The following is a 12,140-nucleotide window of genomic DNA, read 5'->3' on the forward strand; positions in this document are numbered from 1 at the left end:
GGGAGTAGAAAATTATGGAATTTAAAAATCAAGTATACGGTATTATTGCAGAGGTTTGTCAGGACGACGTTGTGAAAGAAAATCCAGAGATTGCGATTTTTGAAGAAGGCCTTCTTGATTCATTTGGTACAGTAGAACTGCTTATGGCAATTGAAAGTCAACTCGGAATCACTGTTCCGATTACAGAATTCGATCGTGATGTGTGGGATACGCCGAATCATATTGCTGAGCAGCTGGCAGAGATGAAGTAATGAAAAAGCGTTTTTTTGGGCCGCTTATTTTAGCGGCTGTTCTATTCATTGGTGTTCTTCTTGTACCAAATGCATGGCTCTCACACCTGATCCCAAAAGACAAATTACAAAAGTCAGCCACAGAATTAGATCCAGGGATGTTCCAAGGGCTCTACTTACAAGATGAAATGCTAAAAGATCCAACTTATTTGCCGATCTATGGATCTTCTGAACTATCACGTTTTGATCCATATCACCCTTCGAATTTCTTTCATGAGAATCCTCAAGGGTTTACACCTTATCTTATTGGAAAAGGTGGATCGCAATCATTAATTCATGCGATGAACTTCGCAGCGCATATGGATGAATTAAAAGGGAAGAAGCTTGTATTTATCGTGTCCCCGCAGTGGTTTGTGAAATGGGGATCTGATGAGAATCACTTTGCACCGAACTATTCAGCGCTTCAAGCGCTGAATCTCGCCTATAATAAAGAAATTGATCCAACTGTGAAAAAAGAGCTGATCAAAAGAATCATGAAGTTTAAAGCAGTCAAAAACGACATGGTGATTACAGAGCTTTTTAAAGCAGAGCTATCTGGAAACAAGTTCGCTTATGGCGCGATTTCTCCTATTGCGAAAATGTATTATGGCATGCTTCAAAAGAAAGACATGTACTATACGATTGGATCGGGGCATGAGCGCAAGCTTCAACCGTCTCCTTCAGTCAAAGGAAAAACATGGGCTGAGCTTGAAAAAGAAGCGAGCATTTTTGGTGCGAAAAGAGCAGGGGACAACCCGTTTTATATTAATCAAAAACTGTTTGACCACAAGCTGAAACCGATCATGAAAAAGATGAAGGATTCCCGTGAAGGCCACTCTTATGCGGAATCACCAGAATACAAAGATTTTCAAATCATGCTGGATATTTTAAAACAGGCAGGGGCGAAGCCTTTGTTTGTGACGATTCCTGTCAACGGAAAGTGGTATGACTACACCGGTTTTCCGAAAGAAGGCCGTACAGGTTATTATGAAAAAATCAATCGTCAAATTCGAGATAATGGGTATGAAGTCGCAGATTTGACTAAGCATGAGTACGATCCATACTTCTTTAAAGATACGATTCATGTGTCTTATAAAGGATGGGTTTACATCGATAAGGCAATTGAAAAGTTTTACAAAGAGCAGTAGAATGCAGCAGCTTTCTGCTGCTTTTTGTTTGTCGAATCGGCGGATATCTTGTATAACTAAGGGAAAAGGGCTATGCTGTAGATGGAGGCGATATGATGAATCGTTCTGAGAAAAAAGAACTATTAAAGCGTTCGAAGAAGCATTTTAATGATCATGCCTTTTGGGAAAAGCTAAAAAAGACGGCACAAAAAGCTGGTGTCTCTCTTGTCTATGCTGTGCTATTACTTTACTATACATTGCAAAAACCCGAAGTGCCGGTCAAAGCAAAGACCCTGATTATTGGAGCACTCGGCTACTTTATCCTTCCACTTGATCTCATTCCGGATACATTGATTGGTGTTGGCTATACAGATGATTTAGGCGCCATTACATTTGCTCTGCTTCAAGTAGCGATGTACATTGATGATGATGTGAAAGGGAAAGCAAAAGACAGGCTGTCAAAATGGTTCGGCGAAAAAACCGATACGTCTTTGATTGATCAAAAGCTTGAGGATGGCGGTATGCCGTCTGTATAAAGAAAAGCCTCCGTTATTGGAGGCTTTTTTCTTTTACCCTAAAAATTTCACGCAAACTGGGTGAGGGACGGTAATGTCTGATTGTAAGACAGTGAGTCGTCCTGTTTCTTTGTCGCGTTTGTATAACACGAGATTGCTAGATTCTTGGTTTGAACCGACGAGGAATACTTCTGTTGGATCAAGCACAAAATCTCTAGGCCAGTTTCCTTCAGAAGAAGCAATCTCGACTAGGCTTAATTGGCCGTCATCGTCTGCTTTAAAAATCGCAATGCTGTCATGACCGCGATTTCCTGCATAAACAAATTGTCCGTCTGAAGAGACATGAATGGCACTGCCTTGATTGTTCTCTGTAAAATCGCTTGGAATGGTCGCGATTGTTTGGATCTCTTCAAAATGACCATCTTCAAAGTAACGAAGCACAATGACCTCGGAGCTTAGCTCTGTCATTACATATGCCACAGGTTTCGTTGGGTGGAATGTGATATGACGAGGTCCGCTGCCTGGCTTTGTTTCAAATGTATGAGCAAGCTCAAGTTTGCCGTCTTCTTTCTTATACGTATAAATTCCATCTGTTCCAAGGTCAACAGCCACTGCAAATTGTTCATCTGGTGTGAGACCCATAAAGTGAGTGTGCGGTTTTTCCTGACGATCTTCGTTAGGGCCAGTTCCTTCATGCTGCACCTGTGAGAGCGTGCGGATCACTGAGCCGTTTTCAGCATCGATTTCATACATCTCTGCTGTCCCTTTATGATAATTCGCTGTATACGCCGTTTTCGTTTGACTGTCCACGCTGACGTGGCAAGGAGAAGCTCCATCGGCAAGCTCTTGGTTGATGAAGTGAAGTCTGCCTGTTGTTGAATCAATTTGATACGCAGCAAGGCCGCCCTGTGATCCTTTTTTCACAACAGCATAAACAAACTTTTGATCCTCTGACACGGTTAAATATGTAGGATTTTCAAGTTCAGCAGCGACTTCTACTTGCTCAATCTGCTGCTTGTCCGTATTTAATGTAAACGTATAAACGCCTTTACTGTCTCCCTTAGTATACGTACCGATATAACCTCTGATGTTAGCCATGTATTGCCCTCCTTCTATTAGATGCTCTCATTCTATCATAAATTCATAGGAAAACGCTTTAGAAAGGCATGCCAAAAGAAAAAACAAAGTCAATGAAATCTCACAATATTCATCAAAAATGTTGTGAAAAAATATCACAAAAGTTTTCTCAAAAGAAAACCGTTCATGTAAAGTAAATAAATTGAAGAAAAAATACAAAAAATTTTAAGTTTTTTCATTCCTTGTCTAGCAAAGGTGTAAGCGTATACATTTAATTTTGATTAGTCTAAATTGTCTAATAATTTTAAAAATGCTGTTGACACTGTATGGAAAGCGGCGTAAGATGGGTTCAACAAAAGCTAAACAAACACGCAGTGCAAGCGAGAGACACTTCAATATAAAGTGTCTGAAAATTCAACTACTTTTTGTTTGAAAGAGAGGGTGCTCACTGAAAATGGAAGACCAAAAGGAACAGTGGATCTTTTTAAACGATGAACTCGTGAAAAAAGAGGATGCGAAAATTTCAGTTTACGATCATGGCTTCTTATATGGCGACGGTGTTTTCGAAGGGATTCGCGTGTATAACGGAAATATCTTTCGAATGAAAGAACATTTAGACCGCCTGTATGATTCCGCTAGATCCATTATGCTGAACATTCCATATTCACTTGAGGAACTCACGGAAAAAATGATTCATACAGTTGAAAGGAACGGCTTAAAGGACGCCTATATCCGCCTTGTCGTCTCAAGAGGAGCAGGTGATCTTGGATTAGATCCTAACAACTGCGGGAGAGCCAATACAGTGATCATTGTAGAGCCGCTGGCCATTTTTCCAAAGCACCTATATGAAACGGGTATTGATATTGTGACGGTTCCAACAAGACGAAATCGTCCAGATGTCCTTAGCCCAAAAGTGAAATCATTAAACTATTTGAATAACATTCTTGTCCGAATCGAAGCCCATATGGCCGGTGTGAGTGAAGCGCTGATGCTGAACGATCAAGGGTACGTGGCGGAAGGTTCTGCAGACAACGTGTTTATTTATAAAAAAGGCAAGCTTTATACACCGCCAGGTTATATCGGCGCACTTGAAGGCATTACAAGAAATGCCATCATGGAGATTGCAGAAGACTTAGGCTACGAAGTGAAAGAAGAACCATTCACAAGACATGATGTGTATACAGCTGAAGAAGTATTTCTAACAGGAACCGCAGCCGAAGTCATCGCCGTTGTAAAAGTTGACGGCCGTACAATCGGTGAAGGAAAACCTGGGTTCCACACAAACAAACTTCTTGAACAATTCCGCAAGCGAGTAGTTGAAGAAGGAGAAAAAGTCGTTTTTACAGATGAAAACATTCATGCAAGTTAAATAGATATCGATAAACGTTGAAGAGGACTAGTAGCTTTAGAGTCAGTATCTACAGAGAGCCGGTGCTAGCTGGAAACCGGTGTTACTTTCTAAAGTGAACTCACCTCTGAGTGTCTGCTTGAAATGATAGTAGGGCAGACCGAGTGACATTGCTCACTCGTTACCAAAATGGACGAAAGATGTCCATGAGACGGCAGCAGGATATGCCGTGAACAAGGGTGGTACCGCGAAAAAACAAAGCTTTTTCGCCCCTTTGACCTAGTGAAAAGTAGTGTCATTGTGGGGTGAGAAGGCTTTTTTATATGGTCTCATATCTCTATCTTGAATAGAAAAGGGTGAAAGGACTTGACTGAAGCAAGACAAAGAGGAGGAAATCAAATGGGGACAAATGTACAAATGGAGACGGAAAAATCAAAAGCGCCACAAACGATGAACGGTGCACTCATGTTAATTGAAGCACTCAAAAGAGAAAAAGTAGAAGTCATTTTCGGCTATCCAGGCGGAGCAGTTTTACCAATCTACGATAAAATTTACGATTCTGGTTTATTTCATGTCCTGCCAAGACATGAGCAGGGAGCGATTCACGCAGCAGAAGGATACGCAAGAGTATCTGGTAAACCAGGTGTTGTCATTGCAACATCAGGGCCGGGAGCGACAAACCTTGTGACAGGGATTGCAGATGCAATGATTGATTCACTTCCCCTTGTTGTATTCACAGGGCAGGTGGCAACGTCAGTCATTGGATCGGATGCTTTCCAAGAAGCTGATGTACTCGGCATCACAATGCCAATTACAAAGCACAGCTACCAAGTAAGAAATCCAGAGGAATTACCGGGTGTCATTAAAGAGGCATTCCATATCGCAACAACAGGCAGACCTGGTCCAGTTTTGATTGATATTCCAAAAGATGTCGCAGGCATTGAAGGAACGTTTGAATATGATCAGCCAATTGATTTACCTGGTTATCAGCCAAAAGTAGAGCCGAACTATTTGCAAATTCGCAAATTGGTAGAAGCTGTCAGCAGAGCGAAAAAACCAGTCATTCTAGCAGGAGCCGGCGTACTTCATGGCAAAGCATCTGAAGAATTAAGACAGTATGTAGAGCAGCAGCAAATCCCAGTCGCTCATACACTGCTTGGACTTGGCGGATTCCCGGCAAAGCATCCTCTTTTCCTAGGGATGGCCGGTATGCATGGCACATATGCAGCGAACATGGCTCTTCATCAATGTGACCTGCTCATTTCAATCGGAGCAAGATTTGATGACAGGGTAACAGGCAACCTTAATCATTTTGCGAAACATGCGAAGGTGGCTCATATTGACATCGACCCAGCGGAAATCGGCAAGAACATTCATACCCATATCCCGGTTGTTGGAGACAGTAAGCTCGTTCTTGAAGAACTGATCAAGCAAGACGGGAAGCAAGGAGAATCAGACGAATGGAAAAATCAATTAGATCAGTGGAAGGAAGAATATCCACTCTGGTACGTTGAAAACGAAGCAGAAGGCTTTAAGCCTCAAAAGCTGATTGAATACATTCATCAATTCACAAAAGGTGAAGCCATTGTCGCAACTGATGTCGGACAGCATCAAATGTGGGCTGCTCAGTTCTATCCATTTGAAAATGCAGATAAGTGGGTAACATCTGGAGGTCTTGGCACAATGGGCTTTGGATTACCAGCAGCCATCGGCGCTCAGCTGGCTGATCAAGAGGCAACTGTTGTGGCAATTTTAGGAGACGGAGGTTTCCAAATGACCCTGCAAGAACTTGCCGTTATCCGTGAGCTGAACCTTCCAGTCAAAGTGATTGTACTCAATAATCACAGCCTTGGAATGGTAAGACAATGGCAAGAAATTTTCTACGAAGAACGCTACTCACATTCTAAATTTTCAGAGCAGCCAGACTTCGTCAAATTATCTGAAGCTTATGGCATTAAAGGAATCAGAATCTCATCAGACGAAGAGGCGAAAGAAAAGCTTGAAGAAGCCTTAACCTCTAGAGAGCCTGTTTTCATCGATGTCAATGTAGCGAGAGATGAAAAAGTATTCCCGATGGTAGCACCGGGGAAAGGACTTCATGAGATGGTGGGGGTGAAACCTTGAAAAGAATTATTGTGTTGACTGTATTAAATCGATCAGGCGTACTGAACAGAATCACAGGCCTCTTTACTAAAAGACACTACAACATTGAAAGCATTACGGTCGGCCATTCTGAGATTCAAGATGTATCACGCATCACGTTCGTCGTCCATGTAGACCAGGAGAAAGACATCGAGCAGCTGACAAAACAGCTGAACAAACAAATCGATGTTCTGAAGGTAACAGACATTACAAACCAATCAATCGTTCAGCGAGAGCTGGCTTTGATAAAAGTCGTATCTGCACCAGCATCTAGAATGGAGATCACGGGGGTCATTGAACCGTTTAGAGCTTCTATTGTAGATGTGAGCAGAGAGAGTGTCGTCATTCAGGTGACAGGTGAGTCTTCAAAAATTGAAGCACTCATTGAATTACTTAAGCCATACGGCATTAAAGAAGTCGCCAGAACTGGCACTACGGCCTTTGCGAGAGATAATCAGCAAAAGCCGCAAACAAATAAAACAATTTCAATTGTCTAAACAAAAGGAGAGAGTCAAATGGTAAAAGTATATTATAACGGTGATATTCAAGAAAACGTATTAAATGGTCAAAAGGTAGCGATCATTGGCTACGGATCACAAGGTCATGCACATGCATTGAACTTAAAAGAAAGCGGCGTAGATGTGATCGTCGGCGTAAGAAAAGGCGGATCTTATACAAAAGCACAAGAAGACGGTCATCAAGTATTTACAGTAAAAGAAGCAGCAGCACAAGCAGACGTAGTCATGGTACTACTTCCAGATGAGCAGCAAAAGAAAGTATACGATGAAGAAATCAAAGATCAATTAGAAGCTGGCAATTCACTTGTATTCGCACATGGATTCAACGTTCACTTCCATCAAATTGTTCCTCCAAGTGACGTAGATGTGTATCTTGTAGCTCCAAAAGGTCCAGGACATCTTGTGAGAAGAACATATGAGCAAGGCGCTGGTGTACCTGCCCTATTTGCTATCTATCAAGATGTATCTGGTCAAGCGAAAGACAAAGCACTTGCTTATGCGAAAGCGATCGGCGGAGCAAGAGCGGGCGTTCTTGAAACAACATTTAAAGAAGAAACAGAAACGGATCTTTTCGGTGAGCAGGCAGTTCTTTGTGGAGGTCTTACTTCACTAGTGAAAGCAGGTTTCGAAACGTTAACAGAAGCTGGTTATCAGCCAGAGCTTGCATACTTCGAGTGTCTGCATGAACTAAAATTGATCGTTGACCTTATGTATGAAGAAGGCTTAGAAGGCATGAGATATTCAATCTCTGATACAGCACAATGGGGTGACTTCGTATCAGGACCACGCGTTGTGGATGCAAAAGTAAAAGAATCAATGAAAGCTGTTTTGACTGATATCCAAAACGGTACATTTGCAAAAGAATGGATTGTTGAAAACCAAGTGAATCGTCCACGTTTCAATGCGATCAATGCAAATGAAAATGAGCACCAAATTGAAATCGTTGGTAGAAAGCTTCGTGAAATGATGCCTTTCGTTAAACAAGGAAAGAAAAAGGAAGCGGTGAGCGTCGGTGCGGAAAATTAATTTTTTTGACACAACACTTCGGGATGGAGAGCAATCACCAGGAGTGAACTTAAATGCACAAGAAAAGCTAATCATTGCAAAGCAGCTTGAGCGCCTTGGGGTTAATATCATCGAAGCGGGTTTTCCCGCTTCATCCCGAGGGGATTTCTTAGGCGTACAAGAAATTGCAAGAACGATTAAAAACTGTTCTGTTGCTGGTCTTGCACGATGTGTGAAAGGTGACATTGATGCTGCATGGGAAGCATTAAAAGATGGAGTGGAGCCAAGGCTTCATGTCTTTATTGCCACTTCTGATATTCACCTGAAGCATAAACTAAAGAAAACACGTGAAGAAGTAGTAGAACAGGCTGTCGCAATGGTAAAATATGCGAAAGAACGTTTTCCAGTTGTCCAATGGTCAGCAGAAGATGCGTGCCGTACAGATCTTGCTTTCTTGGCAGAAATTGTAGAAAAGGTCATTGACGCTGGGGCGAGTGTCATTAACTTGCCAGATACAGTTGGATACCTAGCGCCAAAAGAGTACGGTAATATTTTTAAATATATGAAGGAACACGTTCCGAATATCGACCGCGTCAACTTGTCCGCTCACTGTCACGATGATCTAGGAATGGCTGTGGCAAACTCACTTGCTGCCATTGAAAATGGAGCAGATCAAATTGAAACGGCTGTCAACGGAATTGGCGAGCGCGCTGGAAATGCCGCGTTAGAAGAAATTGCAGTAGCTCTTCATATTCGAAAAGATTTTTACCAGGTCGAATCAACGATTCAATTGAATGAAATTAAGCGTACAAGTGATGTAGTGAGCAAATACTCAGGAATGATTGTGCCGCGTAATAAAGCAGTCGTTGGAAACAACGCATTTGCACATGAATCAGGTATTCACCAAGATGGTTTCCTCAAAGAAAAAACAACCTATGAAATTATTTCTCCAGAGCTTGTCGGCGTGACAACAGATGTGCTTGTCCTTGGAAAACACTCCGGAAGACACGCGTTTAAAGACCGCATGAAAACACTAGGCTTTAAACTAACGGAAGACGAAATCAATAAATTCTTTGAGACTTTCAAGAACTTGACAGAGAAGAAGAAAGAAATTACAGATGATGACTTGATCTCTATTATATTAGAAGAAAAAGTAGCAGACCGAAAAATCGGCTACGAATTTGAAAGTCTGCAAGTGCACTATGGAACAGAACAAATGCCAACAGCAACAGTTTCTCTGAAAAATCAAGAAACACAGGAAGTCATTCAAGAAGCAGCTACAGGTGCAGGCAGTGTAGAGGCTGTGTACAACACGCTTGAGCGCTGTATGGAAGAAAGAATTCATTTGCTGGACTACCGCATTCAATCAAATGGAAAAGGCAGAGATGCACTAGCAGAAGTATATGTCACTGTTTCAATAGAAGGAAAAGAAACAGCAGGACGCGGTGTAGCGCAAGATGTGCTTGAAGCATCGGCGAAAGCTTACGTCAATGCGGTGAACAGGCATTTAATCTTCAAATCAAATCTGATTGAAATTGAGAAACATCACGCGATCTCATAGGAAAGGAGGAAGGTTCTCATGAAAAAGAAAATTGCACTTTTGCCCGGCGATGGAATCGGACCGGAAGTCGTGACATCTGCAGTCGCAGTCCTTCAAGAGACAGCGGCTCAATTTAGGCACGAATTCGAATTTGAAACTGCGCTTATTGGCGGTATCGCAATAGATGAAAAAAACAACCCGCTTCCAAAGGAAACAGTAGATGTATGCAAAAACGCTGATGCGATTTTATTAGGAGCAGTCGGCGGACCAAAGTGGGATCAAAACCCGCCTGAGCTTCGTCCAGAAAAAGGCCTGCTCGCAATTCGTAAACAGCTGGACTTATTTGCCAACATTCGCCCTGTAAAGGTGTTCGATAGCTTAAGCGAGGCATCTCCGTTAAAACAGGATCACATTAACGGAGTTGATTTCGTCATCGTTCGTGAATTAACAGGCGGTCTCTATTTTGGTGAACCAAGCGAACGCTATACGGATGATGAAGGAAAAGAAGCTGCCGTTGACACGCTCCTTTATACAAAGGAAGAAATTGTCCGCGTATTAAAAGAAGCGTTCGACATGGCCTTAACAAGACGGAAAAAAGTGACGTCTGTGGATAAAGCGAATGTTCTTGCTTCTAGTAAACTATGGCGGGATGCAGTAGAAGAAGTTTCTGCTCAATATCCAGAAGTTGAATTTGAGCATATGCTCGTCGACAATGCTGCCATGCAGCTGATTTACAAGCCCGCTCAATTTGATGTCATTGTGACGGAGAATATGTTCGGGGATATTTTAAGTGACGAAGCTTCTATGATTACTGGATCACTCGGCATGCTGCCATCTGCTAGTTTATCAAGCACAGGCCTTCATTTATATGAGCCAATTCATGGTTCAGCACCCGATATTGCGGGGCAAAACGTTGCAAACCCTCTGGCAACCATTTTATCAGCAGCAAGCTTGCTTAGAACTTCCTTTGCATTAGAAGACGAAGCGGCTGCAATAGAAGAAGCTGTCGAAGCTGTTCTTGCCTCTGGCAAACGAACAAAAGATTTAGCAGCAAAAGAGGGAACTTATCAAACGACTGAAGAAATCACTAATGCGGTTGTAGACGCACTCAAGCAGCGCGTGCAAACCATTGTATAAATAGAATCTTGTGGAATTAGATAGAGGGAGGAAAAGGGTTATGCCTCGAACAATCATCGAAAAAATATGGGATCAGCATGTAGTCAAAAGCGGCGAGGGGAAACCAGACCTTTTATATATTGATCTGCACTTGGTGCATGAAGTGACATCACCTCAAGCATTTGAAGGATTAAGACAAAAAGGGCGCAAGGTGAGAAGACCTCAAAACACGTTTGCGACGATGGATCACAACATCCCAACTGTGAATCGATTTGTGATCAAAGATGAGATTGCTAAAAAGCAAGTGAGTGCTTTAGAGCGCAACTGTGCGGAATTTGGCGTTCGTCTTGCTGACCTTCACAGTGTTGACCAAGGAATTGTCCATGTCGTTGGACCTGAGCTTGGATTGACACTTCCTGGGAAAACAATCGTTTGTGGAGATAGTCATACATCAACTCACGGTGCGTTTGGTGCACTTGCCTTTGGGATCGGTACTAGTGAGGTTGAACATGTACTTTCTACACAAACACTTTGGCAGCAGCGTCCGAAAACGCTAGAAATTAGAGTAGACGGAAAGCTTCAAAAAGGGGTAACCGCCAAAGATGTCATTTTAGCCGTCATTGGTGCGCACGGCGTGAAGTTCGGCTCAGGTTATGTCATTGAATACACTGGGGAAGTATTCAGAAACATGACGATGGATGAGCGGATGACCGTTTGTAATATGTCAATTGAAGCAGGCGCAAGAGCAGGATTGATTGCGCCTGATGAAGTCACCTTCGAATATTGCCGCGGACGCAAATATGCACCGCAGGGTGAAGACTTCGAAGCAGCTATTAAAGAATGGGAAGAACTTAAAACAGATCCAGGTGCAACCTACGATAAAACCATTGTATTAGATGGAAATCAGATTTCACCAATGGTTACGTGGGGAATTAATCCAGGAATGGTACTGCCTGTGGATGCATCGATCCCAGGACCTGAGGACTTTGCACAAGAAGATGATCAAAAAGAAGCGATTCGTGCTTACGAATACATGGGTGTCCATCCGCATCAGCGTATAGAAGATATTACGATTGAGCATGTCTTTATCGGCTCATGTACGAACTCAAGAATGACTGATTTACGCCAAGCCGCTTCTATGATTGAAGGACAAAAAGTAGCAGATCATGTCAGAGCGATTGTGGTACCTGGCTCTCAAAGTGTCAAATTGCAAGCAGAAAAAGAAGGTCTTCATGAAATCTTCCTTGAAGCAGGATTTGAATGGAGAGAATCAGGCTGCAGTATGTGCCTTAGTATGAATAACGATGTGGTACCGGAGGGCGAACGCTGCGCGTCCACATCAAACCGTAACTTTGAAGGGCGTCAAGGGAAGGGTGCGAGAACGCATCTTGTCAGCCCGGCAATGGCTGCAATGGCTGCGATACATGGCCGATTTGTCGATGTCAGGAAGTTTAATCAAGAGAAAACAGTCGTGTAAGGAGTT

11 protein-coding genes and 1 other annotated feature are annotated in these 12,140 nt (G+C 42.6%); of the genes, 10 read left to right on the plus strand and 1 reads right to left on the minus strand.

The features are described 5' to 3' along the window. The first annotated feature begins 14 nt into the window (after positions 1-14). The 3 genes from dltC to BAE31_RS09905 all read left to right on the plus strand — a co-directional run bounded on the left by dltC (position 15) and on the right by BAE31_RS09905 (position 1,932). Positions 15-251 (plus strand): D-alanine--poly(phosphoribitol) ligase subunit 2, encoded by a 237-nt coding sequence (gene dltC, locus BAE31_RS09895; RefSeq protein ID WP_024423191.1) that lies wholly within the window; start codon positions 15-17, stop codon positions 249-251. Continuing rightward, complete coding sequence (gene dltD, locus BAE31_RS09900) at positions 251-1,417, plus strand: D-alanyl-lipoteichoic acid biosynthesis protein DltD (RefSeq protein WP_025092477.1); 1,167 nt, start codon at positions 251-253, stop codon at positions 1,415-1,417. Before dltC ends, dltD begins: the two co-directional genes overlap by 1 nt. A gap of 95 nt (positions 1,418-1,512) precedes the next feature. Continuing rightward, positions 1,513-1,932: a YkvA family protein gene (locus BAE31_RS09905; protein ID WP_024423190.1), complete on the plus strand. Its 420-nt coding sequence runs from the start codon at positions 1,513-1,515 to the stop codon at positions 1,930-1,932. 33 nt (positions 1,933-1,965) lie between these two features. On the opposite strand, the gene BAE31_RS09910 is transcribed toward BAE31_RS09905, so the two are convergent. Then, positions 1,966-3,009, minus strand: a complete 1,044-nt coding sequence (locus BAE31_RS09910; RefSeq protein ID WP_076840339.1) for a lactonase family protein — start codon at positions 3,007-3,009, stop codon at positions 1,966-1,968. A 433-nt stretch (positions 3,010-3,442) separates the two neighbouring features. Here BAE31_RS09910 and ilvE point away from each other — a divergent pair, with 433 nt between their 5' ends. The 7 genes from ilvE (at position 3,443) to leuC (ending at position 12,134) form a co-directional block, all read left to right on the plus strand. Next, on the plus strand, positions 3,443-4,357 hold the full coding sequence (ilvE, locus tag BAE31_RS09915) for a branched-chain-amino-acid transaminase (protein WP_039180440.1): 915 nt from the start codon (positions 3,443-3,445) through the stop codon (positions 4,355-4,357). 8 nt (positions 4,358-4,365) lie between these two features. Beyond that, positions 4,366-4,613 (plus strand) — a binding site (T-box leader). A 122-nt stretch (positions 4,614-4,735) separates the two neighbouring features. Then, entirely contained in the window at positions 4,736-6,460 is a 1,725-nt protein-coding gene (gene ilvB, locus BAE31_RS09920) for an acetolactate synthase large subunit (RefSeq protein ID WP_025092480.1), read from the plus strand. Next, positions 6,457-6,975, plus strand: coding sequence for an acetolactate synthase small subunit (gene ilvN / locus BAE31_RS09925; RefSeq protein WP_007501584.1), 519 nt, complete (start codon positions 6,457-6,459; stop codon positions 6,973-6,975). Before ilvB ends, ilvN begins: the two co-directional genes overlap by 4 nt. An 18-nt stretch (positions 6,976-6,993) precedes the next feature. Beyond that, positions 6,994-8,022 carry a ketol-acid reductoisomerase gene (ilvC, locus tag BAE31_RS09930; protein ID WP_024423187.1) on the plus strand — a complete coding sequence of 343 codons (1,029 nt, stop codon included), beginning with the start codon at positions 6,994-6,996 and terminating at the stop codon, positions 8,020-8,022. Then, complete coding sequence (locus BAE31_RS09935) at positions 8,009-9,562, plus strand: 2-isopropylmalate synthase (protein WP_024423186.1); 1,554 nt, start codon at positions 8,009-8,011, stop codon at positions 9,560-9,562. The genes ilvC and BAE31_RS09935 overlap by 14 nt, the downstream gene beginning before the upstream one ends. A gap of 18 nt (positions 9,563-9,580) precedes the next feature. Further along, on the plus strand, positions 9,581-10,678 hold the full coding sequence (gene leuB, locus BAE31_RS09940) for a 3-isopropylmalate dehydrogenase (protein WP_076840340.1): 1,098 nt from the start codon (positions 9,581-9,583) through the stop codon (positions 10,676-10,678). Positions 10,679-10,718: 40 nt separating this feature from the next. After that, a complete protein-coding gene (gene leuC, locus BAE31_RS09945) occupies positions 10,719-12,134 on the plus strand; it encodes a 3-isopropylmalate dehydratase large subunit (RefSeq protein WP_076840341.1) in 1,416 nt (471 codons plus the stop codon). Positions 12,135-12,140: the final 6 nt, after the last annotated feature.

It is taken from the genome of Bacillus sp. I-2 (assembly GCF_001974945.1).
Lineage (GTDB): Bacteria > Bacillota > Bacilli > Bacillales > Bacillaceae > Bacillus > Bacillus safensis.

Excerpts from the sequence above, each read along its gene's own strand:
- dltC (WP_024423191.1), top strand. The coding sequence starts at position 15 with ATGGAATTTAAAAATCAAGTATACGGTATTATTGCAGAGGTTTGTCAG.
- dltD (WP_025092477.1), top strand. The coding sequence starts at position 251 with ATGAAAAAGCGTTTTTTTGGGCCGCTTATTTTAGCGGCTGTTCTATTC.
- BAE31_RS09905 (WP_024423190.1), top strand. The coding sequence starts at position 1,513 with ATGAATCGTTCTGAGAAAAAAGAACTATTAAAGCGTTCGAAGAAGCAT.
- BAE31_RS09910 (WP_076840339.1), bottom strand. The coding sequence starts at position 3,009 with ATGGCTAACATCAGAGGTTATATCGGTACGTATACTAAGGGAGACAGT.
- ilvE (WP_039180440.1), top strand. The coding sequence starts at position 3,443 with ATGGAAGACCAAAAGGAACAGTGGATCTTTTTAAACGATGAACTCGTG.
- ilvB (WP_025092480.1), top strand. The coding sequence starts at position 4,736 with ATGGGGACAAATGTACAAATGGAGACGGAAAAATCAAAAGCGCCACAA.
- ilvC (WP_024423187.1), top strand. The coding sequence starts at position 6,994 with ATGGTAAAAGTATATTATAACGGTGATATTCAAGAAAACGTATTAAAT.
- leuB (WP_076840340.1), top strand. The coding sequence starts at position 9,581 with ATGAAAAAGAAAATTGCACTTTTGCCCGGCGATGGAATCGGACCGGAA.
- leuC (WP_076840341.1), top strand. The coding sequence starts at position 10,719 with ATGCCTCGAACAATCATCGAAAAAATATGGGATCAGCATGTAGTCAAA.